The organism is Salinibacter sp. 10B (genome assembly GCF_002954405.1).
Lineage (GTDB): Bacteria > Bacteroidota > Rhodothermia > Rhodothermales > Salinibacteraceae > Salinibacter.
Map to the genome: position 1 here is coordinate 2,124,970 of NZ_MQWC01000004.1, position 23,140 is coordinate 2,148,109.

Genomic DNA, 23,140 nt, shown 5'->3' on the forward strand with positions numbered 1-23,140 from the left:
TCAGAGCAAGACAACCGGTAGGATCTCTTCGTACCAGTGCTCGTGGTCTTGGTTCACCCTCCCCGGTCCCCGATCGGTCGACTCGGCTTCCCTGTTCGCCCGCTCTCCATCAGGAGGACCTGCCCGTTCCCCTTCGGGTCTCTTCTTGCCCGCTCATTTCGTCGAGGCAGTCCACACGGATGGTCCCGCCTCCCCCTCGCTCCCCTCCAACCGATTACCGTCGCCAAAACGCCGGGGCCAACAGAATGAGCACGGTGTAAATTTCGAGCCGGCCCGCGACCATTAAAAAGGAGAGCACCCACTTGCCGAGGGCCGGAATGTGCGCGTAGTTGTCAGTGGGCCCTACGGTCCCGAAGGCCGGTCCAATGTTACCGATACAGGAAAGGGCCGCCGTGAAGGCGCTCCAGAGATCGAGCCCAAGTGCGCTCACGATGATTGTGCCGACGAAGAGAAGCCCGAGGTAGAGGACAATGAACGCCAGAATGTTGTTGACGGCCTCCCGAGAAACGACCTCATCGTTGAGACGAATGGGGAGCACCGCCTGCGGATGAACGAGCTGGCGGATTTCCTTGTAGGTCGTTTTGCCCAACACCACGTGGCGCACCACCTTCACGCCGCCGCCGGTGGACCCGGCCATGCCCCCACAAAAGAAGAGCAGAAAGAGAATCCCGGTGGCCAGGGGGGCCCACAACTCATAGTCGGCCGTGCCGAAACCGGTGGTGGTTACAATGGCCACGACCTGGAAAACAGCATACCGGAAGGCCGTGACGATGGAATCATAGGTGTTCGCCACCTCCTCCATCGGAAGCAGGGAGACGGTGGGCTCCCACGTCGCAAACACAAGCAAGAGTGTGGCGCCGCCCACGATGCTCGCGTATACCCGAAACTCCGTGTCGCGTGCGGCCGTCAGGGGCTCGCCGCGCAGCATTCGATAGTGAAGGGCAAAGTTCATCCCGGCGAGAAACATGAACACCGTGATCACGCCGTCGACGTAGGCCGAGTTGTAGTCGCCCACCGACCCGCCCTCGGGCGAGAAGCCGCCGGTCGCCATCGTAGCGAAGGCGTGGTTGACGGCGTCGAAGAGACTCATAGCGGGGAGGAGCGCCACGACCTCGACCGCCGTGATGCCGACGTACAGAAGCCACAGGCGCCGCGCCGTGGCCCGCACGCGGGGCGTTAGCTTGTCCGCCGACGGGCCGGGCACCTCAGCGCGGAAGAGCTGCATTCCCCCCACGCCCAGGATGGGCAGCACGGCAAGCGTAAGAACAATAATCCCCATCCCTCCCATCCAATGGGCGAGACTCCGCCAAAAGTGGAAGGCCCGGGGGATGGCCTCGATGCCGGGTGAATGGGCGCCGCCGAGAATGGTGGCCCCGGTTGTGGTGAACCCACTCATCGTCTCGAAGAACGCATCGGTGTACGACGGCAGGACCCCACCAAAGACGAACGGGAGCGCCCCAATCAGAGAAAGGGTGATCCAGGACAACCCCACAATTGCAAATCCTTCTCGGGCCCCTACGTCCTCCCGTCCCGGCGCCCCCAAAAAGGCCCATGCACTCCCGCCCAGAGCAAAAGCCAGCGCGGCCGCCCACACGAAGCCCCAGGCCGACGGCTCAGTGTAGACCCAGCCCACCAGGGCCGGCATCAACAGCGCAACGCCGAGGAAGAGAAGCAATCCTCCAAGCGTCCGAACAACGACAGGCAGGTTCAGAACCACGGGTTTGCGTGTGGGAGTCTGGGCGTGTATGCGTTACGGAATTCCCCCTCTCCAATCAATTTTCCCCGTGGCCGACGGGACGGTGGGTCGTCGGCCGGAATGGGGACACAAGGGAGACGCTATTGGAATGGCAGATGGATGCAATAGCCCCACTCGTGCGGACAAAACACAGCTCACGCCTCGAACAATTTCTCCACCGCCCCGACCTGGTTCGGTAGCACGAATACAATCACGCGATCCCCCGGCGAAATTTTCGTCGTCCCCGTGGCGATCTCCGTCCGATCGTCATGTTCAACCGCGCCGATCAGCACACCGGACGGCAGATTCAGCTCCCGAAGCGGCTCCATCGTCACCGGTGCCCGAGGTTCGGCGCGGATTTCCAGAATTTCGGCATCGAGGCCGTGAACGGTCGCCACACTGAGGACGTGCTTGCCGCGCAGGTAGCGCCGCACCTCGCGGGAGACCGCCAGCTTCTTACTCACCGCTGCGTCGAGTCCAATGGCCTCACTGATTGGAATGTAAGCGGCCTTTGACAGGAGGGAGACCGTCTTGTACACCCCTAAGTGCTTGGCCATGAGACACGTCACGAGATTCGATTCCTGGTCGTCCGTGACGGCCACAAAGGCATCCATGCCCCCCAGATTTTCGCGGACGAGCAGGTCGATGTCGGTCGAGTCGGCATGGAGCACCAGCACGTCGTCAAACTGTTCGGCAAGCTCCTGCGCCCGCTCGGCGTCCGGCTCGATCAGTTTGATGCGCTTGTCATTGTGCTCGCTCAGTTTGCGCGCCACGGTCGCACCTACCCGCGTACCGCCCAAAATCATGACGTGGGACATTGTGACCTTGCCCTTGCCCAGCAGCCGCGTGACCGGCGTTACGTACTTCGGCCGGGTGAGAACGAAGAGCTGGTCGCCGGCCTGCAAAACCTCGTCGCCGTCCGGGATGCGGGTCTGTCCCTTCCGAACGAGCCCTTTTACCCGAAACTCCAGTTCGGGATGGTCGGCCACTACTTCGTGGAGCGGCTGTCCGACCACCGGGGCGTCGGCGTCGAGGCGCACGCCGAGCAGTTGTACGTGGCCGTCGCAGAAGCTGAGGACGTCGGTTGCCCCGGCCCGACGGATCAGTTGCGTGATCTCCGTGGCGGCGCTTTCCTCCGGGTGAATGACGAGGTCAATACCAAAGTCCTTTGCCTCCAGCACCGAGTGGGTGCGCTCCAGCTCGTCGGTGCGGGTCCGCGCTATTGTCGTGTCGACCCCGAGCCGATCGGCCATCATGCAGGCAATGAGGTTGACCTCGTCTACGGCCGTGACGGCAATGAGGAGATCCGCCCCCCGAATGCCCGCCTCCTCCAGCACCTGGGCCGAGGTGCCGTTGCCCTGAATCGCCATGACGTCGAGGGTGTCGCGCACCTCTCGCAGCACGTCCTCGTCCGTGTCAATCACGGTCACGTCGTGCTGCTCCAGGGCGAGGATGCGGGCCACGTCGTACCCCACCTCTCCAGCCCCTACCACCACAGTCTGCATGAAATCGAAACGGGGTGATCCAAAAGGACAAACGGAAGCAAAGTAGGGCGTGATCGTCGTGGAGGCAAATACGCCTGAGCGAGCCTGCCTGGAAGGAACTCCCTCACCTGACTGTCTCCCTCCGGTCCCCTACGGGCCCGCCCCTCCAGTTCTCTCGACGATCGCCCCATGCGGATTCCCGTCAAAGCAAACGGGGCGAGGCACAACTCCCCACACGCCCCCCTGATCCCAACACAATCGGAAGGAGTACAGCACGACGCCTCCATCCTCGGCCAAATCCTCCCCTCGTATTCGCATTACAACGGCCCCGTGTCCTCTTTGCGTCGCCCCTGAAAGAGCCGTTTTTGCTCGAAGATACGGTGGTGAGTATCAACGTGGTCGCCGAATTTCTCGACCCCTTCCCGGCGCATTTCATCGGCGTGCTCGTCGAAATAGGCCTGCAAAGCGTCCCGGTCGCGCACCTGATAGTGAAGGGTCCATTCGCGCGGATCCGTGGCGTCCTCGTCCTCGGGAACGGTGTCGCCGTCGTCGTGACGGTTAAACCAAACGGCGGCCTCAAAGCCATCGAGGGCCAGCATTTCGCGCACGTGTTCTCGGAGCCACGTGCTGTAGCGCGGGGCAATCTCGCCGTCGACGGTCAAGTTGACTTCGTAGATGAGCATGAGGCAAACGGGATTCGTGAAGAGGCGGCGGACATTGCATCGTATTCAGAGCACGTATCCACACCGGAACCGTGAGGGTCCGCTTCGCCGCGAAGAATCGCGCAAAGATCGTGTGGAAGGCCAGGGCGACCACTCGGATAAGCACCACTTCGAATGATGGCGGCTCGCCTGCCGTCGTTCTTTCTTTTGTGCCAGGAATGTATGGGCTAAGCGTGACGCACTCGTGCGTCTTGAGGATTCGGCGGCGCGTCCGGAACGAGGGCAGCCCCCGACTCAAGACGTACGATGTGATTGCCGTGTGTCCCCCGTTTGCAGACGCCCGTTCCCACAACGGGTGCGCTCTCATCTCCCCCCTTCAGCCTCCTGATCTTCAGCACAGAACCCTACATGTCAAAAATCACCTGCACGCGCCATCCGTCCTCCGTCTCTTCGACCCTGAGCCCGTGAAAGGTGATGGCTTTGATTTCGGTATAAACGGTATGGCGCTGCGCATCGATGGGCTCGCCCCGTACCGTCGCCGTAAGGGTAAGTCCCTCCTCCGCCTCCGCGATCGACTGGACTGTGCAGTCGTAATAGAGACGATCCTCGACGGTATGCCGATAGTTAAGCTCCGAGAGCCAGCGCACCATGAGCGCCTCCCGGTCCCGCCCGGCCACCGTAAGCGTCGTCTCCTCACTCGACCGCACCGCAGAGAGGTCCGTGAGCACGTGAAACATCCCCACGGCGGCACGCTCGAACAACTGCGGCAGCGTCTCGGCGGTGACCCGAATGCCGATGTCGCCGGTATGATCGATTTCGTGGAGCCAGTCGGGCATCGAAGACATGAGACGTTGCAAAACGAAGAGGGGCGATTATGATTCTGTTGCCGATTGGAAAAACGCCGCGCTATACCCGACGTTTACATTCGGACTCGGTGCCCCTAACGGATGTCGTGTTCGAGATTCTCCCACCCCTCCACTCAACAGTCCCCTCAATTTATGCAGGACCGCCGCCACTTTTTGAAGCAAGCCAGCGCCTTCGCCGTCGGCTTCGCCGGTCTCCACGCGTTTGTTGGCTGTGATGATCCCCGCTCCCAGTCCTCCTCGGTTGGTTTCGGCCCCCTTCAGCCGGATCCTGAGGGCATTTTCGATCTGCCGGAGAACTTCTCCTACCAGATCGTGTCGCGCCACGGCGATTCGATGGACGACGGCTTCCGCGTGCCGCACCGGCCGGACGGGATGGCCACGTTTCCCGGCCCCGACGGCACCACGCTGCTGGTGCGCAACCACGAGATTGACGCCGATGCTCCTCGGGACGAGGGACCGTTCCGGTCAGAGGGCGACGCGTCGATGAGCCAACTCCCCGACGAGGAGCGGTACGACGCCGGAAGGAAGGAGCGCGGCGGCCTTGGCGGCACAACCACGGTCGTCTATGACACCGAAAATCAAGCCGTTCGCCGTCAATTTCTGAGCCTCACCGGCACCATTCGCAACTGCGCCGGCGGGCCCACGCCCTGGAACAGTTGGCTCACGTGCGAGGAGACGGTCCAGCGCGCCAACGACACGTTTGCCAAAGACCACGGCTACGTCTTTGAGGTGCCCGCCACAGCGCAGTCCCAGCTCGCCACCCCGCAGCCGATCAAGGCCATGGGCCGCTTCAATCACGAGGCGGTGGCCGTGGACCCAAATAGCGGCGCCGTCTACCTCTCAGAGGACCGTCACGACGGCCTTCTCTACCGGTACCTCCCCAACGAGCCGGGGACACTACAGAAGGGGGGCACGCTCCAGGCCTGCCGCGTCCGGGAACAGGAAAGCCTCGATACGCGCAACTGGGGCGACGGCCCGGACATCTCTCCGGGCACTACCTTCGAGGTCGAGTGGATGGACCTCGAAAATGTCGACACGCCGACGGACGACCTCCGGAAACGGGGCTTCGCCAACGGAGCGGCCCGCTTTGCCCGCGAAGAGGGCATGTGGTACGGCGAGGGCGCAGTCTACACCGCCTGCACCAACGGCGGGAAGATCCAGAAGGGGCAGGTCTGGCGCTACGTGCCCAGCCCCCATGAGGGTACGGACCGGGAGACCGAACAGCCCGGCACCCTGGAGCTGTTCGTGGAGCCGAACGACACAACCGTCCTGGAGAATGCCGACAACCTGACCGTCGCGCCCTGGGGAGACGTGATTGCCTGCGAAGACGGATCGGGCACCGATACGCTCGTGGGCATCACCCCAGAAGGGCAGTTCTACAAGCTCGGCCGCAACGCCATGAGCGAGTCGGAGCTCGCCGGAGCCGTCTTTTCGCCCGACGGGAGCACCCTCTTCATGAACATCCAGCACGAGGGATTGACGCTGGCAATTACGGGCCCGTGGCCGCAGCAACGTAACGGGACCGGTGCCTCCGCCTAACCGCGGACCAGCACCCGGACCGGGAATCCCTGCCGGATCCAGTGCGGGGAAGAAAGACACGAAAAGGAATTCGAAACGCAAGACGCTCGCCCTGGACGATTCGGGGCGAGCGTCTTGTATTTCAGTCGTGCTTTGCGGACGGCGTCCGTCCTTCTCACCGGGACGCCTTTTTCTCCTCCTTCTTCTGTTCGATCTGCTTGAGGTAGGGAATGCCGTCTTCAATCCAAGACGGACCGGTCTCCTCCTTCAGATAGTGGTCAAACCACTCCAGCACCCGGTTGCGGTAATCGACCGAGTTTTTGTCCTGCTTGCTGATACCGTGATTCTCGTCATCGTAGACGAGGAAGGCCAACTGCTTGCCAGCCCGGCGGGCGGCGTTGTAAAACTCGACGCCCTGATTGAATTCGACGGCGCCATCATCGGTGCCGAATGCCATCAGGAAGGGCGTATTCAACGATTCGATGTGGTGGAGAGGCGAGTTGGCCACGTAGGCGTCCATGTCTTCCCAGGGGGGCACCTCCATGCGGCCCTGACTGATCTCGAAGATGCGGGCGTCGGTGCCGCCGCTCCGCCAGTAGATCGAGTTGTACATCGACACCATGTTCGTGAGCGGAGCCCCGGCCACTGCCGCCGCAAACAGGTCCGTCTGCGTGGCGGTGAAGGTCGTCTGGTAGCCGCCCCAGGAGTGGCCCGTCAGTCCTACGCGGTCGCCGTCGACGGGCGTCGTATCGACCACCTTCTGCACGGCAGGGACGATGGCATCGACCGCCGAGCGGCCCGGATCGCGAGGGCGATAGCGGATGTCGGGCTGGAAGACGAAGTAGCCTTCCTGCGTGAACACCGTCGTATTGTACGGATGCTCGCGGGTAGGCACCACGTAGTTGCGGGCCGAGGGCGAGCGGATTTCGTAGATGTAGGTAATCATCGGGTAGCTCTTCTCCGGGTCGTAATTCGCCGGATAGAAGAGTGCGCCCTGGAGCGTCTTGCCATCGGCCGTCTCGTAGGTGACAAGCTCGGAGCGGCCCCAGGCGTACTCCTCCTGAAAGGGATTGGTGTCGGTGACCGGCTCCGCATCGGCCAACGCGGGTCCGGCCCGGAAATAGTCCGGCGAGTCCTCGAAGTCCTCCACGCGGTAGGCGTAGACGTCGGCGGAGTCGGCCCGCGTAAGGCCCGTCACCATCTTCGGTTTCCACACCGCCCGCTCTGGCGTCGCCGTCAGCTGCGTTGATCGGGCGTAGCCGTGCTCCTCGGTCCACTCGTCGTAGAGCGACCAGTACAGCGGCTCGTTCCGCGGAATCACATCAGGCTCGCCGGGATCCTCCTCCGTCAGGTCCACGTAGCGATGCTCCACTGAATCGGCGCGCCCCTTGGTGAGGCGCTCGGACTCAGCCCCGTCCGGCGCGAGGCGCCAGGCGTCGTACTCACTATAGACGACAACCGACCGGTCGCCCTCCGTCCAGCCCGCCACCCCAAACGGCGGCTTCTGCTCCACCGTGTGGTCGTCGGCTGTATCGACGACGGGGACGGGCACGTCGGCGGTGACCGTGGCAGTCTCGCCCTGCTGGACGTCGTAGGTGTGGTACTGGTCGTCCTTCAGCCAGAGGAGGTAGCGCCCGTTGGGACTGGGTCCCTCCCAGTACTGCACCTTCTGCGCCACACGCTTACGCTCGCCGGTCGTCACGTCGATCACGTAGAGATCGTGGTAGACCGGCCCAAACATACGCTCCTGGCGATAGGGCGTCTCGTCGAGCCCCACCGCCCGATCACCGCCGTGGAGGACCTCCACATCTTCGGTGCGCTCAGTGCCAAGGCGGGTCCACACAGACGCCTCGCCCGCGTCCAGGTGCCAAGCGGTGAGGAAATTATCCTGGCGGTCGTGCTCGGCCCGCACCTCCTGCCACGGAATAATCTCCACGTCGCTGGTGTGCCAGACCTGCACGTCCGCCGGGTCGTACTCTTCGAGGCTGGAGTCTGCGGCCGCAGAGTCGGCAGCGGGACCGTTCTCGTCGTCGTTCTCCTCGGCAGCCTCCCGCTTCTGCACCCCAAAGAAGAGGCGATCGCCGTCCGTGGCCCACTCGGGCGTGCGGTACTCCACAATGCGGAGGGAGTCGGGAAAGACGTCGACCTCGGCGGGATCGAAGCGGTGCGTCTCGACGGGCCCACCCGCGAGGTTCCGCCACGCGAGGACGACGTGCGTCTTGTGCTCCCAGTCGTCGGACGAGCGCGCCCGCATCGCCGCGAGCCCAGTGCCCGACGGCTGCCACGAAAGCCCGGTGTAGTCGCCCGGCTCGGAGGCGAGGGTGCGGAGACGTCCGGAAGCGGCATTGTAGAGGCGAATGCCATTGCCAGCCTGCTCGGCCCCGTCGATCGTCATCGCCAGCCGTGGCCCCTCGTCCTGCCACGCAAAGTCGGACACGTTGCCGAAGCTGGTGTAGGTGCCGCTCTGGAGGTCGCGAAGGAGGAGGTCCGCCCCCTCCATGCCGTCCGGCGCCTCCTGGGGCGGGTAGCGCATCATGGCCAGCCAGCGCCCATCGTCACTAAAGGCAAAGTCAGCGACCGACGGGACGAGCGTCGTGTCGCCGGTCTGCAGGTTCAAGAGGCCCAGCGTTCGACGAACAGGTTTCTCCTGCTTGCGCAGCTTCTCCCGCTTCTCCTCCGACATGCCGATGCTGTAGGCAAGCCAACGGCCGTCGGCCGAAAAGGACGGATCGCGCCCAAAGTCGACCGCAATGGTGGAGTCCTGCTCGGTATGGTGGATGCGAAGCACATTCTTGTCGTTGACGCGCCGAATGGGCGTCGCCATCCAGTCCCCCTCTGGAGAGAGGGTGGCCCCGCCGAGGCGTTCCCATTTCCCGTAATCGGTCTCATCGAGCGTGGCCCCTGCCGGGGCTGCCTGTCCCACTGCAACATTCGACCGAAGCAAGCCGACCGACAGCAGCAGCCCCACACAGAGGCCGGCGGCGATCGGCCATCGTTTGAAAGAGCGGACGGAAGAGGAAATCATAACGAGAGGACGTCAAAAGGAGGCAGTAATTCGTTGGGCAAATTTTAACGTTCTCGCGATGGAAATTCCAGCAAGAGGAACGCGTCTCATCGACCGTCCCTGTGCTTTTGCCCCACCTCACCCGTACCATGGAGTGCGGACTGCTCAGCGAATGCGCCTATGCCGGTGGGTAACGAGAAGCTGCTCGGCCAGCCCCTCAGGAATGGATCCGCTCTGTCCCCTCCAGGGACTATTGAGGCGACTCCTTCCTTCTCCTCCTCAACCAAACCGTCCCTGAACAACGTACCGTTTGCCTCGCCTCCAGCAAGCACAATTCGATGCGGAGGCCTCTTCCTCGCCGACTCCTCGTCACTACCGAATGGATGACGCATCATGCAAGACCTTCGCGCCGCCGCCGTTCAGTTCAACCATGCCCCAGGCGACAAGGACGCCAACCGAGCGACCGTGCGTGCCTTTACCGAACAGGCCGCCGCCCAGAACGTCGATCTCCTGTCGTTTCCAGAGATGTGCATCACCGGATACTGGCACCTCCGCACCGCCGACCGGACGACGCTCGACTCGCTGGCCGAGCCCATCCCCGACGGGCCGTCCACGCAGATGCTGCTGACGCTCGCGGACACGCACGACATGGTCGTAGCTGCCGGCTTTATCGAAAAAGACGAGGACGCGCTCTATAACGCGTTCGTCGTGGCGCAGCCGAACGGCGAGATCGCCGTGCACCGGAAGCTGCACTGCTTCCTCAACGAACACATGTCGAGCGGCGACACCTACACCGTCTTCGACGCACCAGGGCTCGGACGGCTGGGCGTGCTCACGTGCTGGGACAACAATCTCGTCGAGAACGCGCGCATCACGGCCCTGAAGGGGGCGGAGCTCCTCCTCGCCCCCCACCAGACCGGCGGCTGCGACTCGCGGAGTCCTGACGCCATGGGCCTCATCGATCCGAAGCTCTGGCACAACCGTCACGAAAACCCAGAGGCCATCGAAGCAGAATTTCGAGGCCCCAAGGGACGAGAATGGCTCATGCGCTGGCTCCCTGCCCGCGCTCACGACAACGGGATGTTTCTCGTCTTCAGCAACGGCGTGGGCCTCGACGACAACGAGGTGCGCACCGGCAACGCCATGCTCCTCGATCCCTACGGCCGCATCGTCGAGGAGACGTGGAAGGCCGAAGACAAAATGGTAGTCGCAGACCTAGACGCGGGACTTCTCGACATGTGCACCGGACAGCGCTGGCTGCGGGGTCGCCGGCCGGAGCTCTATGCCCCGATCGCCACTCGTACCGGAGAGGAGCTCGATCCACGAGCAGCCCGCTTTCAGGAGGAGTAATCCCCTGCACGGGGCGCTACAGGCCCGGATTCTGCTCATGCCTTCCTGCCGAGTATGCTCACCGGGCAGAAGCAACCGCCGCACAGCCGAGCGAGGCATCGTAGTCTACCTCAATCTGCTCAATGACTTCGTTCTCGCCCCCTCAGCCTTGATCGTGGGCATGGGGGAAGTGCCTGACGGTCTGCAGAGTGAGAGGCCTTCCGTCCATCTGTCCCATCGTCCGGCATCAGCACCAAACCGAACGCAAATACGAGGAGAGGCGCACAGGGAAAGCGTTCTTCTCTCATTCGTCCCCTTCCTCCCAACTCCGCAGGATGTCGTTGACCCGGAGCCGAGGTCCAATGTGGCAAGATGGGTCTTGAATTGCCTTCCAGAGGAGTCGACGAAGTCCCCTAGAGAGACACGATCGCCGTGCGTCCACGACACGTTAGATTAACGTTTTACACGTGTCTGGAACATGAAGATTGTTTCGCAACGTCCCTCGCTGCCAACACGCCTCGCCCTCATCATGGCTGATCGTGATCCTTTTCCGCTCCTCTCCCGGCGGCTCTTTCTGACCCTCCTCCTGCTCGTTGGCCTCGCCCTTCCCGCGTGCGGCCCGACTATTTCGGAATTTAGCGCCCGCGCTTACGAGCGCGCCACGTCCCTCAAGGTCGAGTCCCTTGCGCTGATGGAGAACGCAACAGAGCCCTACGCCACTCACGCATCGGCCGTCCAGTCGCTCCGTACAGAGCTCCGAAAGGCACGCGAGTTCGCGGAGGGACGGCCCAACAATCAGATTTCGGCTCAGCAATGGCAGATCCTCATTGACCCGGAGCGCGACCTGCTCGGAGGCTTCCTGCGCGACTGGAAGAAGCAATCGTCGTTCTCGGAGGCCTTCGTGACAGAAAAGAAGAAGCAGATCGCCCAGGCTTTCGACACGATCATCGAACTAGAAAGCGGAAAGCGTGCGCCCGACGAGGTGCCAACCGCCAACTAACTCTCGACAGATCCTTTCGGATTGTCTTTGACGTTTCCCCTCCAGCCCCATGCCCAATTTCGATGACCTTCTCGATGCCCTCAAGAATGAGATCGTCAATCTGGCCGAGTCTCACTTCGACGAGTACCGGGAGCAGGCCGTGACCGATGGGAAAGCCTTCCTGGACGCAACGAAAGAGGACCTACAGCGGTGGACCCGCCTGATGGACGAGGGCGAGCTCTCACAGCAAGAATTCGAATCTCTGGTGCGCGGCAAAAAAGACCTTGCCGAGATGGCCGCCCTGAAGCAGGCGGGACTCGCCGCCGCGAGGGCAGACCAGTTTCGGGACGCAATCATCGACCGCACCGTCGACACCGCAGCCCAGGTGCTTCTGTAAGGGAGACCGTCGTGGATCACTGCCCTCGATCTCGTCGGCTCCGCACGCAAATGGGACAAAATACAAAATGCCCACAGGCCTCGGCGGACCGGTGGGCTGCTGCAATAAAAAAAGCTCCCCTCTGTGACGGGCGAGCTGTTTTTCCTTCAATCACGTCTGCCTACAGTATAACAAAATCACCCCCGGGGTTTGAATAAACTCAGCGTGACAATTTTGCAACGAGAAGAGCTCTGTGCCACTGGGCCTCCTCCGGCTGCCCCTCCTTTGTAGAAGCTGTTTTCATTTCATACGCTTTGAGTCTCGCGGACCCGTTCCTCCCCGCCGGGGATGCAGACGCCGATGTGCTTTCTGTCTACGATCCCATCGGCATCGGATGTGGAGACGGGCGTACATTAAAGCAGGTGCGTAGGGCCTTCTTTCTCCTCCGCCTCCCGACCGTCCGCGGCGATGCGGAAACTGCTAGATGACGATGATTCGCACTTCCGTTCGGGTCTCACTTCCGGAATATGTTCTCGCGGTGCTGCTCCAAATACTCGGGATCCGGCCAGAGAGCGTCTTCCTCAGGAAGATGTGGGGAGCGACCATCGAGCGTGTCCAGCATGCCCGTCGTATTGTAGGAGGCCGTCAGTTCCGAAGAGGTGCGGATGGTGTACTCGGGAGAAATCGTGATGAGGCCGTTCTCGAAGGCCCAGTGGCAGAGCTTGTTGAGGGCAATTCCGTTCCGTGGATCGTCGTTGTGGCTTTCGCTCCAGGGAACGATGTGCGCAGCATCCACGGCGGTGTGGGCGTCGGCCGTTAAAATTCGGATGCCGCTAACGGCACAGCGATGGTCGTACGCTTCTACGACCACGCGACGAAACCCTTTGTCGCGCACGTGTGCTTCCGGCTCGTCAACCTCCGCTGTTTCCTCCGACTGGACAAGGTCCAGGAGCCTGCGACTGTACCGATACGCTTTCTCGTGAACGTGTCCTTTCTCGTACAGGACCTCGTGTACATCCTCGGCAAAGTACGTCTCGATCAAGGTCCGGCGCAGAGGCTCCCGGTCTTCTTCATTCTGCATCAGCTCAAACAGGGAATCGTCAAGTCGTGCGCCGTCGGTGTGCTCGTGCAGCAGGCGCGTCGACCGCAATCGCCGACCGGACTCCACGACATTTTCGTGCCCCGGTGACGGGATGAGATGCCAGAAGCCTTCGCTCGTCAGGTGGTAAAAGGGAAGAGCGATGTTCGGGGGATGATCGATCGGCATCACCGCCCGCCAGTATTCCGAGAACGGATCCCCGAGTGCTGGATCCAATGGAATCCGATTCTCCTCGATGCTTCCCTCCGCAAATCGATCGACCACCGCAAGAAGGAGAAGCGGCTTGTGTGGAGAGGCCTGCAGGGTGGTCGTCGGATAGCGCTCCTGGTTGTGGTCCTGTCGCAGACGGGAGAAGTGATCGATATATTCGGACAATACGGACATGGATGTGGGAACGGAGGAGCGAGATCAACGGGATATCCAGTGACGTGACGTTTGCCTTCGACGCTCACCAACAGATTCGACAAACAAACGGATGAGCGATGTAGCTGCACCGGAGGACTTTTGTGAGTCAGACACGGCCTCCTGCTCTACATTTGATACGCTCCCGCTGGGCCTCGAAAGACTTCCTCCACGTGCCACGTTACGACCTCACCGTCTGGATAGTACGTCGTGCGTTGGGGCGTATGAATGCGCTTACCATGGTGGTCACGTAGGCGAGAGAGGTGGGGATCTGATCCATGAACGGCTTCCGAGACGAGAAGGTAGAGGTCCTCCGTGACGTGCAGAGCGCCCTTGTCAAGCATCTTGTGGTGAAGAGCACAAAGCGCTAAGCCGTTCGATACATCGTCCGGTCCTTGTGCTTGCTTCCACTTGATGTGAGCCGCTTCGAGTCCGATAGGCGTACCAGTCGCTCCGATTCGAAGATCGAAGCCACAAATTGCACACTGATACTGGTAGGCCTGAAGCACCTGGAGGCGGAAGTCAGGGTCGCGGTACGTGGATGCACTTTCAAGATCGAGCCCCGCTGCAACAGCAATGTCCTCATGAAGCGACGACGGAAAATGTGAGGACAGAAGCAGACGAGCAATGCTTCGTCGAAGTCCCGGGTCTTCCCGAAGAGATTCGTAAATGTCTTCAGGAAACCCACCTCTAATGTTCTTCTCCCGGAGTTCGGTAATTCTCGGCGGATCCGAAGTATTTTCCGGTGCGTCCAGACGGTCGGACTCTGGAATAACCCATACACCATCAGTCCGCAGGTGCCAGAATGGGTACTCTGGATGATGGCGCTTTCGGGGCGGTCCAAACTCAACCAGTAGATTCCGCAGGTCCTCTTCGATGTTCGAATACGTCAACCAACGGTCTCCCTGGGCGAGGCGACCCAATGCATAGAGAATGAGGAGCGGCTTGTTTGAAGCACGTTGCTCGCCCTGTTTCCAGACGGTGAGCTCTTCGAACTGGCTTTGTAAGCGTTCACGCCGCGAAGACGATGCCTGCATCAGATATATGGAGTCTCGCTGCTTGTAGCCAAATCTGTTGGAATGGCTGCCAGACCTACCGGTGGACAGGTCGGGCGCCTGTCGAGCGTGCAGTCGATTTTCTCCTCTGCCGTACGCCCCCCACGTCCACACTCTCATGCCCAGACCTTACCCCGTCACCTGCGTGTCGGCCAGCTCGTCGCCCCAGCGTCGGCCGTCGTCGCGCGTGAGCACGCGATAGGCCTCGTACAGCCCCACGGCCAGCCCCAGGAAGCCCACAGCAGCGCTAAAGAATCCGCCGAAGAGGGGAAAGGCAGCCACGGCACTCGCGACCGGGCCGAGGCCCCACATCCAGTTGCGGCGCACCGACGTTTCGATGTCCATCGGCCGCCCGTCGAGCCGGTGCACGTGCAGATCCATCAGGTGCTTGCCGAGGGAGCGCTCGTGCATAAACTCCAGCTCCAGGCCGTCGCGCACCACGAAGTATCCGGCGCCTAGCAGTCCCCCAATCATGGGAATGCTGGAGAGTACCCCCGCAACAATACTGTCAATGAGAAGGGCGAGAAAGCGGGTCAGTTTTTCTGGAGCCGTACCAGCGGAGGACGGAGAGGAGGGAGACATATCGGAGCTGAAAATAGGTATATGACAAAAAGCTGTACTGCGAAGAAAACGGGACGAACGGGAAAGGGCAAGTTCAGAATGCCCCCGACCGTCCATTCCCCTGAATGGTTCTCAGCCATCGTCACGACGCCAGAATGTCTCGTTCCAAATCCCGAAGCGCCTGCAGGACTCGCCTCCGATCAGATTCCGTCTCCAGGTCGACCTCCTGCAAGGGCAGAGGGGCGGTCGTGGCCTCCATGCCAGTGCCAGCCTCCGTGGTCGTGATGACAGCCAGACGAAGCGGGGCGTCCCGACCTGCCGGCGTGGACCCGAGCCGGATCCGCATCTCCCGCTTCGCGTCCGCAACAGCCCTCATCAAGCGCGCGGCGGAAGGCGTGTCCACCGAGCGTGGCAGGACAGTGTCGACGAGATCAATGGGCGTGCCATCCGATCCGCAGATTTGTTCCGAGAAATGCTCACTTGCGACCGCAAGATAGGACCTCATGACGTGGGGGGTGTGTTCACCTGACTCGTGGGAGGAATCCAACGCGATGCTTCGTACATCGTCTCGACGGACGTATGCCACAGGGCGGCTGGGGTTCATCCCCCCTCCCACTCCCGCCCGACCCATTACCCTCCTGTCCTCGCCATGTCTCAATCCCCTGAAGCCCGCGCGAATCTTGAAGAGACCGACCTTTCCGACCAAACTGCCCTCGTCACCGGCTCCACCAATGGCATCGGGCGGGCGGTCGCCCTTGCCCTGGGGCGCCTTGGAGCCGACGTTCTCGTGCACGGGCGCGAGTCCAGTGCCGGCGAGAGCCTCGTGGAAGAGTTGACCGACCTGAGCGTCCGGGCGACGTTCGTCCAGGCGGACTTCGCCGATCCCGACTCCGTGCTCTCCCTGGCCGAAACCGCTCAAGACTGGTGCGACGGGCTCGATCTGCTCTTCAATAACGCCGGTGCCCTATTCCAGGCTGGGGACCGAACTCCCACCGGGATCGAGCGAACCTTTCAGGTCAACCACCTGGCTCCCTACCTGCTAACGGCCCAGTTGCTCGACCACCTGAGGGACGGAGCTCGTATCGTCACGACGGCCTCGGATGCGCATCGGGGCGCCGTCCTCAATCTCGAACGGGTGCGGGGATCGGAGCCGTTCTCGGGCATGGAGGCATATAGCCACTCCAAGCTCGCCAACATTCTGTTTGCGTCGGAGCTGGCACGGCGGCTGGATGCGACCGGACGCGCCGTCCAGTCGCACAGCGTCCATCCGGGCTTCGTCCCTGGCAGTCAATTCGGACGATTTCTTCCGGGGCCTCTCTCTGGCCTCTTCCGCATGCTGGGCGTGGTGCCGGGCACAGCCTCCGTGGCCGACGGGGCCGCCGAACTGCTCCACGCGGCCCTCTCGCCGGACGCCGCGGAGACCTCTGGGCGCTACTTTACCGGACGGGCCCCTGTCGAGCCGTCGAGCGCAGCCCGCGATGCCGATGCAGCAGCCCGCCTCTGGACGCGCAGTGCCGAGATGCTCGACATGGCAGAACCCCTCGCCGACGCCCGGCCCCGCTCCTCAGCACAGTCATAGCTTCCCCTCGCCCCCCTGATTGCTTCCTCCATGCCTCCTTCTTCACCACAGGAGTCCCCTCCCCGCTGGGCAGGCTACTGGCGAGTCCTCCGGTACAACGGTACGCGGCCGAAGCCCCCCACCTACTACGACGCCTCCCTCACTTCGTGGGACGTCCTGACGGAGACCTCCCCCTCCACTCTGTCGGTTGCGCGTCATCCCATTCTAGACATTCGGGACAACATTCTCGTGTTGAAGGATGAGGGTGAGCCGGACGAGAATACCGAACAGTGGGAGATCGACCTCGAAAATGAGCGGCTTCGCGTCACGGCCCTGACCGGTCCTCACGAGGGCGCAACGGGCCTTGCGGAACGCATCGACGAGAACCCGCGCGAATCGTTCGCGTGACCCTTCCCGCACGCCGAGCTACCGCCCCAGCTCTTGACGAAGACGCTTCACCTGCCGCTTCACGGCCACTACCTCGTCGCGGTCTGCGGCCTCCAAGGCCCTCTCGAAGTACTCCAGCGCCTTCTCGTTTCCCTCCCGACCATCACTGGAGAGCATCACCTCTCCCGCCCGACGATAGGCCTTTGCCTTCCACCGACGCCCCAATTCGTCGGGCTCCACAGCCGTGAGGTAGGCACGGGCGCGATTGATCTTCTCCTCAGGAATCTGCTCCGGATCCTCATTTTCCAGAATTTGCTCCACGCGGCGCAATACGTCGTATGGATCCTTGCACTCGACGTACCGCTGGCATTCCGCCTCCGACAGCAGCCGGTCTCGGCCCAACACCTCTACTTTCTTTTCAAGCTGCAGGGCATCGTGCTGCTTGGCCACGAGGGTGCGGAGATCGTTCCATACCTCTGACTTCGAGCGTGGGAACGCGTCCTGCCATGCCTGATCGGCGATCCGGTCATAGACCGTCCGGAACTCCTCCCATTCCATATCGGCTCGTAAAACGAACCGTGCGACCTCCCGAACCACCGACGGAGTCGGGGTCTGGTATGCCTCGTGGAACCCCTCCCCCTCCGGAGCACTCATCACTCCCTGGAGATCGAAAATGAGAATCTCCACGTACAGAAAGCCGGCCCGTTTCCACTGTCCCTCCTGTCGTATGTACTCGGCCGTGTCGTACCGCACGTTCCGATACCGCCCCCACTGCTCACGCTCGGCGTACTGCTTCGCTTCGTCGCTGAGGTTGGACAACGGACCGGCCATATTCAACGCAAGAAGTTGGGATAACGAGCAGTCGTGCTGCTCGTGCCGGACGTCTTCATCCTGCCGGGGCTGGACGCTGCACGTCCTGTGCCCAACCAACCACTGCCCTATCGACTATTCCCCCTCTGGATGGCGAAGAGCGGATAACGGGGTTATCGACACGAGCGGCGCGTTCAGGAGTGGGAAACGCCGGGAGTAAAAGGCCTGCCTGAGTTGCAAGAAGCAGGCACTTCCTCCAATATTTAGTCACGAGATTTTGACGGAAGCAGCCTCTCAGTGTGCAATCAAGATCCGCCGCTAACGGACGGAAAAAGGTCGCTTGATGAAAGAACTGCCCATCAGGTCACAGTGCCGCAGTACCAGACACTTGTTTGCATAGAATGTAACAAACTTACACCCCGGGATCGTTTAATCTAAGGATTACTAATATGTAACGATATCAGGCTTTCGCCCCTCTCACCCAACACAGATGCCCCTTCCCATGGAGTCAGGACGAGCCCCCTCATGTCCTCCCCCAATTTTGGCTGTAGCGGGAATGGTATTTGTCCGAACGAAACGCCCCCGGTTAGGTTGAGCCTCCCTTCTCCCCCTCCACGTAGGTCCTCCACCGGAGCCTTGCCCACGCCTTCCGGGTCGTCCCCAGCATCATCGTTTCGTCGTACAGACTGTACGTAGCCCCCTCATGTCGTTGAACGGCTCCGACGTACTACCGAGCGATTGTGGCTCGGACGACGTGTATTCACTGCTTTCCGCCAGTGGGGACTTCTCGATCGTGGTTCGTCCAGACGACGCGGTCGCCTGCTGGAGCGACGCCCTCTTAACGCTGACCGGATACTCTTCTTCAGAGGTGGACTCTGCCTCCCTCCCGTCCCTCTTTGCCCCGGACGACCGACCCGACCTCATCGATCTCCTGTCACGGGTCCGCTCGGGGCACGCCCCGAAAGAAGAGCGGCTCCATCTCCACACCAAACAAGGAGAGATGATCTCGGCCCGAATCACTGGGGTCCCGCTTCACTCTGCCCCTTCCGACGGCACGGTCGCCCTCATTGGCCACGACGCTCAGCCCCAGTCCTCCCCCGACCCCGAGACGAGCTTCCGGGCCCTGTTCCGCAACGTGCAGGATGCTGCCTTCCTGCTCAGGGTACAACCGGGGACGTCCGCCCCCCAGTTTCGGGTCGTCGAGACCAACGCGGCGTTTCGAACCCTTACCGGCTGTCCGCGCTCCTCGACTCCGCTGTCTCTTGAAGACGTCTTTGGCCCGAACAACGGATCCACCCTCTCCTCCCATGCCCAAGCGTGCGTCCGCGATCACACGCCCCTTACGTACGAGGACCCAGTGGCGACGCCCTCGGAGGACGTGGATCGGATTGTCCGGACAACCCTCTCGCCCGTACCGGACGAGCGCCCTGCAGCCTACCTCCTCGGCATCGCCCACGACATTACTGAGCGGCGCGTCATGGCCAATCGGCTCCGCGAGCGTCGGCGGTGGATTCGGGTCATCACCCAGAACGTGTCGGAGGGCATTTACCGTAGCACCCCCGACGAGGGACTGGTGTATGCCAACCAGGCCTTCGCCCAACTCTTCGGATACGACGATCCCGATGAGCTACTCCTGCTCGACTCGGCGGACCTGTACGCCCACCCCGACCAACGCGAGGAGCTGCTTCGCCTCGAGCACACGACGGGCGGGGTGGAGGGAGTGGAGATCCAGTTTCAACGCAAAGACGGCTCGACCTTCACCGGGCTTGTGAGCAGCACCGTGGTGCGGGACGATACTGGAGCCGTGCAGTACTACGACGGCGTCGTAACCGACATCACGGAGCGCAAAGAAGCCGAGCGCGCTCTGCGGGCCAGCGAGCGGCTGTTTCGGGAAATGTTCGAGGAGCACAGTGCCCCCATGCTGCTCATTGATCCGAAATCGGGCGAGATCGTGCGCGCCAACGCCGCTGCTGCTTCCTTCTACGGCTACTCGCGCGAGGCGCTGACGAACCAATCGATCCAGGACATCAATCAGCTGGACGCGGACGCCGTGGCCGAGAAACGCGAGCAGGCCATGAGCCAGGCCCACAATCGGTTCCTCTTCTCCCATCGTCTCCATGACGGCACGGTGCGCACCGTCGAGGTCCACTCCTCCCCCATTGAGGTAGAGGACCGCAAATTGCTCTTCTCCATCATCCACGACGTCACGGAGCGAAAACAACACGAACGGGAACTGCAGAACGAACGCGACCGGTTTGCGACTCTCTTCGAAAACCTTCCGTCGCCGGTTGTCCATGGGCACATGGAGAACGACAAAACGGTGGTCCGCGACGTCAACGAGGCGTTCGAGGAGGTCTTCGGCTACGATGCGAATGCGATCGAAGGGACGCCGCTGCCGTCCCTGATTGCACCTGAGGGCCACGAGGCGGAAATGACCCGCGTCACACGGGCCGCGCTGGAGCAGGGCACGCTCCAGACAGAGGTGCAGCGGGACACGAGGAACGGCGTGCGCGACTTCCAGCTGCACGTAGCCATGCGGGAGTCCAATGCCTCTCTCCGCGAGGGGTATGCCATGTACGTCGACATTACCGAACGGAAGCAGCGCGAGAAGGCCCTCGAAGAACGACGGGATAAGGTGGAGGCCCTCTATGCTGCCACCGGCAAGCTCCTGCGCGCCGACCTCCGCACAGAAGTGGCCGCCCGAATCGAGGCCCTGATCAATGACACGTTCGGCTATCCCTTTGCGGCGGTGCGGCTCGAAGAAAACGACCAACTCGTCCCGGTCCGCCTCTCCCCCCAGTCGGCCACGTACATGCCGGAGCGCCCCCCTCGCTCCCTGGACGGCGACAGCCTGGGAGCGCAGGTCTATCGTTCCGGCACCACCCGACGGGTGCCCGACCTGCAGTCCTTCGACAACGACCTGGACTACGGCACGCTTCGGGGGGCGGCCTGTGCCCCCATCGGCGACCACGGCGTCGTGGATCTCGCAAGTCCCGAGGAAGGAGGCATCGACGCATTCGATCTCCGCCTCGTCGAAATTCTTGCCGGAAACGCGGCTGTTGTTTTCGATCGCCTCGAACACGAGCGGGAGTTGATGGCGGCCAAGGAGGAGGCCGAAACGGCCAACCAGGTCAAAAGCGCCTTTCTAGCCAACATGAGCCATGAGATTCGAACGCCCCTGACCTCCATCATCGGCTTTGCGGAGGCCATCGGCGACGAGATGGATGTGCAACCTGATGAAGCAAATAACGGGGAGCCGATCGGGCACTTCGCGGACCTCATTGCCAAGAGCGGCAACCGGCTCCTCGAAACGCTCGACTCGGTGCTCGACCTCTCTCAGCTAGAGGCGGGCTCCATGGAGATGGACGCAGAGCGAATCGACGTAACGACGGAGGCCGAGGACGCCCTTTCCCTAATCATGCCTCGCGCCGAGGAGGCCGGCCTCTCCCTCCATGCCGATACGCCAGACGCTCCGTGTTGGGCCCGCGCCGATCGAAGTGCCCTGCGACGCGTGCTTCACAACCTGCTCAGCAATGCCGTCAAATTTACCGATCGCGGCGGATCGGTCACGGCCCGGGTTCGCTGCGCGGACGACACCGTCGCGATTGCTGTGGAGGACACCGGCGTGGGAATCGATCCGGAGCGCCTGCCTGAACTCTTCGAGCCGTTCAAGCAAGCCGCCACCGGCTCTGAGCATGGCCACAGCGGGAGTGGACTGGGCCTTGCCGTAACGAAGCGCCTAATCGAACACATGAACGGCTCGATCGAGGTAGACACTGAGAAAGGCGTCGGAACGTGCTTCAAGGTGCATCTTCCCTCTCCGTCTGCCTCCTCCTCGTGATCCGCACCAGGCCGCAAACAACCATCCGCTCGGAACGCCCCCTTCGTCCCTTTCATTCGCTGTGTTCAGCGCACGGTCCAGAACCGGCGCCTCATACTTCTCACTCTGTTTCCACAACCCCCCACACTCTGATGGACGACCTTGAAATGGACGAGCCGAGTCCGGAATTCATGGCCGCAACCTACGTGGCCCAAATCGCCCCTCTTCTCTTCGACGTGGCCGACCAGGCCCGCGAGATTGGCGACGAGCCCCAGCACGTGGCCGTGGCCGAGGAAACCGTGACCGCTCACATCAAGCGGCAAAACTTCGACGTCGAGCGTACCGTGGCCACCGTGCAGAAGGTGGAAGACGGCATCGAAATTGAATACCAGGGCCGTACTGCTACCCTCTCCTTCGACGACGACGAATAATGCGTCCCCCAATCGATCAGACTGCCCCGTCCGACACGGCCGAGGCGGCCTTCGGCCTCGGCTGTTTCTGGGGCCCGGATGCTCTTTTTGGGGCGATGACCGGCGTCGTGCGTACGTGCGTCGGGTATGCCGGGGGGACCACCCCCGCCCCGACCTACGAGGAGATTGGCGATCACATCGAGACGGTGCGCGTCGAATACGACCCCACAACGCTTTCCTACGTCGATCTCCTCGACGCCTTCTGGGCCGCCCACGACCCGACGCGCGCCCCTTTCAAGCGTCAGTACCAGACGGCCCTGTTCCCGTGCACCGAGGAGCAGGCCCAGCAGGCTCATTCCTCACGCACCGCGGTTGCCGAGCGGATAGACGCCCCCCTCACTACTGAGATTATTGCAGAGGCGTCTTTTTCTCGGGCCGAAGCCTATCACCAGAAACACAAGCTCCGCCGCCATCCCGATCTCTTCGAGGCCCTGCGCGCCTTCTATCCGAGTGACGAAGCATGCGTGAACGCCCCGGCTGCCGCCCTCCTCAACGGCTACGTTGGGGGACAGCGGGCCCCGCGGCATCTTGCGGACGACGGCCCTCGGCTGGGCCTGCCTCCAGAGACCACCGATCACCTTCGCACGCTGGTGGAACGTCGACACGCCTGATGCTACGCATCTCCTGACGCGGTGAGAGCAATCACCTCTTTAAAATCCAACGCCACGAGGATTTCCTGCCCGTTTTTGTGGTAGCGGTAAAGCTCGCTCTCCTTGGTTCCGTTCGTCGCATTTCGGTACTGAACAAAATCCTCCGCCATCTTCTCAGCCTCCGAGCGGGGCACCGCCTCCAACGTGCGCTCGTGGATCGAAGCACTGTCTGGCTCATGATTCCGAGCCGGAGTGCGAAACGTGATCTTTACATCCATGACTGCTGCCGTTCTGCGTGAGGTTAGGCCTTTAAAACATACAAAGCCGTCGCAACCAAACAATACTGGAGAATACGCACTTTCGGAGAAAGCTGGTTCTACCGTAAGGCGCTTGCGTCGCAAACAATATGAAATATGCGTTGTTCGTGGAGAAACT

Annotated in this window: 20 protein-coding genes; 9 read left to right on the forward strand and 11 right to left on the reverse strand. The window is 62.0% G+C overall.

The genetic code is table 11. The annotated features are described in order from the left end of the window. Window positions 1-214: 214 nt before the first annotated feature. From BSZ35_RS08895 to BSZ35_RS08910, 4 genes are all read right to left on the reverse strand, one after another. Window positions 215-1,717 carry a TrkH family potassium uptake protein gene (locus BSZ35_RS08895; RefSeq protein ID WP_105012099.1) on the reverse strand — a complete coding sequence of 501 codons (1,503 nt, stop codon included), beginning with the start codon at window positions 1,715-1,717 and terminating at the stop codon, window positions 215-217. A 173-nt stretch (window positions 1,718-1,890) separates the two neighbouring features. Further along, window positions 1,891-3,240, reverse strand: coding sequence for a Trk system potassium transporter TrkA (gene trkA / locus BSZ35_RS08900; RefSeq protein WP_105012100.1), 1,350 nt, complete (start codon window positions 3,238-3,240; stop codon window positions 1,891-1,893). 296 nt (window positions 3,241-3,536) lie between these two features. After that, window positions 3,537-3,902, reverse strand: coding sequence for a DUF4286 family protein (locus BSZ35_RS08905; RefSeq protein WP_105012101.1), 366 nt, complete (start codon window positions 3,900-3,902; stop codon window positions 3,537-3,539). Between the two features lie 383 nt (window positions 3,903-4,285). Next, window positions 4,286-4,717: an archease gene (locus BSZ35_RS08910; protein WP_181149253.1), complete on the reverse strand. Its 432-nt coding sequence runs from the start codon at window positions 4,715-4,717 to the stop codon at window positions 4,286-4,288. A gap of 162 nt (window positions 4,718-4,879) precedes the next feature. Here BSZ35_RS08910 and BSZ35_RS08915 point away from each other — a divergent pair, with 162 nt between their 5' ends. Continuing rightward, window positions 4,880-6,286, forward strand: a complete 1,407-nt coding sequence (locus tag BSZ35_RS08915; protein ID WP_105012103.1) for an alkaline phosphatase PhoX — start codon at window positions 4,880-4,882, stop codon at window positions 6,284-6,286. 154 nt (window positions 6,287-6,440) lie between these two features. On the opposite strand, the gene BSZ35_RS08920 is transcribed toward BSZ35_RS08915, so the two are convergent. After that, window positions 6,441-9,290, reverse strand: a complete 2,850-nt coding sequence (locus BSZ35_RS08920; protein WP_105012104.1) for a prolyl oligopeptidase family serine peptidase — start codon at window positions 9,288-9,290, stop codon at window positions 6,441-6,443. A gap of 369 nt (window positions 9,291-9,659) precedes the next feature. Between BSZ35_RS08920 and BSZ35_RS08930 the strand changes: the two genes are divergently transcribed. The 3 genes from BSZ35_RS08930 to BSZ35_RS08940 all read left to right on the forward strand — a co-directional run bounded on the left by BSZ35_RS08930 (window position 9,660) and on the right by BSZ35_RS08940 (window position 11,974). After that, window positions 9,660-10,619 (forward strand): nitrilase family protein, encoded by a 960-nt coding sequence (locus tag BSZ35_RS08930; RefSeq protein WP_272483059.1) that lies wholly within the window; start codon window positions 9,660-9,662, stop codon window positions 10,617-10,619. Between the two features lie 508 nt (window positions 10,620-11,127). Next, window positions 11,128-11,598, forward strand: coding sequence for a hypothetical protein (locus tag BSZ35_RS08935; RefSeq protein ID WP_105013796.1), 471 nt, complete (start codon window positions 11,128-11,130; stop codon window positions 11,596-11,598). 49 nt (window positions 11,599-11,647) lie between these two features. Next, entirely contained in the window at window positions 11,648-11,974 is a 327-nt protein-coding gene (locus BSZ35_RS08940; protein WP_105012107.1) for a hypothetical protein, read from the forward strand. Window positions 11,975-12,467: 493 nt separating this feature from the next. Here the strand turns inward: BSZ35_RS08940 and BSZ35_RS08945 are convergent, their stop codons facing one another. The 4 genes from BSZ35_RS08945 to BSZ35_RS08960 all read right to left on the reverse strand — a co-directional run bounded on the left by BSZ35_RS08945 (window position 12,468) and on the right by BSZ35_RS08960 (window position 15,575). Continuing rightward, the gene (locus BSZ35_RS08945) at window positions 12,468-13,436 is read right to left on the reverse strand and encodes an HNH endonuclease (protein WP_105012108.1); all 969 of its coding nucleotides are present in this window, start codon (window positions 13,434-13,436) and stop codon (window positions 12,468-12,470) included. Between the two features lie 146 nt (window positions 13,437-13,582). Then, on the reverse strand, window positions 13,583-14,491 hold the full coding sequence (locus BSZ35_RS08950; RefSeq protein WP_181149254.1) for a phosphorothioated DNA-binding restriction endonuclease: 909 nt from the start codon (window positions 14,489-14,491) through the stop codon (window positions 13,583-13,585). A gap of 147 nt (window positions 14,492-14,638) precedes the next feature. Beyond that, window positions 14,639-15,091, reverse strand: coding sequence for an RDD family protein (locus BSZ35_RS08955; protein WP_181149255.1), 453 nt, complete (start codon window positions 15,089-15,091; stop codon window positions 14,639-14,641). Between the two features lie 121 nt (window positions 15,092-15,212). Beyond that, the gene (locus tag BSZ35_RS08960; protein WP_105012111.1) at window positions 15,213-15,575 is read right to left on the reverse strand and encodes a hypothetical protein; all 363 of its coding nucleotides are present in this window, start codon (window positions 15,573-15,575) and stop codon (window positions 15,213-15,215) included. Window positions 15,576-15,719: 144 nt separating this feature from the next. Between BSZ35_RS08960 and BSZ35_RS08965 the strand changes: the two genes are divergently transcribed. Together BSZ35_RS08965 and BSZ35_RS08970 are read left to right on the forward strand one after the other, a co-directional pair. Next, the gene (locus BSZ35_RS08965; RefSeq protein WP_105012112.1) at window positions 15,720-16,649 is read left to right on the forward strand and encodes an SDR family NAD(P)-dependent oxidoreductase; all 930 of its coding nucleotides are present in this window, start codon (window positions 15,720-15,722) and stop codon (window positions 16,647-16,649) included. 30 nt (window positions 16,650-16,679) lie between these two features. Next, on the forward strand, window positions 16,680-17,036 hold the full coding sequence (locus BSZ35_RS08970; RefSeq protein ID WP_105012113.1) for a hypothetical protein: 357 nt from the start codon (window positions 16,680-16,682) through the stop codon (window positions 17,034-17,036). Window positions 17,037-17,054: 18 nt separating this feature from the next. Here BSZ35_RS08970 and BSZ35_RS08975 read toward each other — a convergent pair whose 3' ends face one another. After that, window positions 17,055-17,846 (reverse strand): hypothetical protein, encoded by a 792-nt coding sequence (locus BSZ35_RS08975; RefSeq protein WP_105012114.1) that lies wholly within the window; start codon window positions 17,844-17,846, stop codon window positions 17,055-17,057. Between the two features lie 682 nt (window positions 17,847-18,528). Here BSZ35_RS08975 and BSZ35_RS08980 point away from each other — a divergent pair. From BSZ35_RS08980 to msrA, 3 genes are all read left to right on the forward strand, one after another. Next, entirely contained in the window at window positions 18,529-21,666 is a 3,138-nt protein-coding gene (locus tag BSZ35_RS08980; protein ID WP_105012115.1) for a PAS domain S-box protein, read from the forward strand. A 131-nt stretch (window positions 21,667-21,797) separates the two neighbouring features. Then, window positions 21,798-22,076, forward strand: a complete 279-nt coding sequence (locus BSZ35_RS08985) for a hypothetical protein (protein ID WP_105012116.1) — start codon at window positions 21,798-21,800, stop codon at window positions 22,074-22,076. Then, complete coding sequence (msrA, locus tag BSZ35_RS08990) at window positions 22,076-22,726, forward strand: peptide-methionine (S)-S-oxide reductase MsrA (RefSeq protein WP_105012117.1); 651 nt, start codon at window positions 22,076-22,078, stop codon at window positions 22,724-22,726. Before BSZ35_RS08985 ends, msrA begins: the two co-directional genes overlap by 1 nt. Before the next feature lie 2 nt (window positions 22,727-22,728). Here msrA and BSZ35_RS08995 read toward each other — a convergent pair whose 3' ends face one another. Beyond that, window positions 22,729-22,983, reverse strand: coding sequence for a hypothetical protein (locus BSZ35_RS08995; RefSeq protein ID WP_105012118.1), 255 nt, complete (start codon window positions 22,981-22,983; stop codon window positions 22,729-22,731). Window positions 22,984-23,140: the final 157 nt, after the last annotated feature.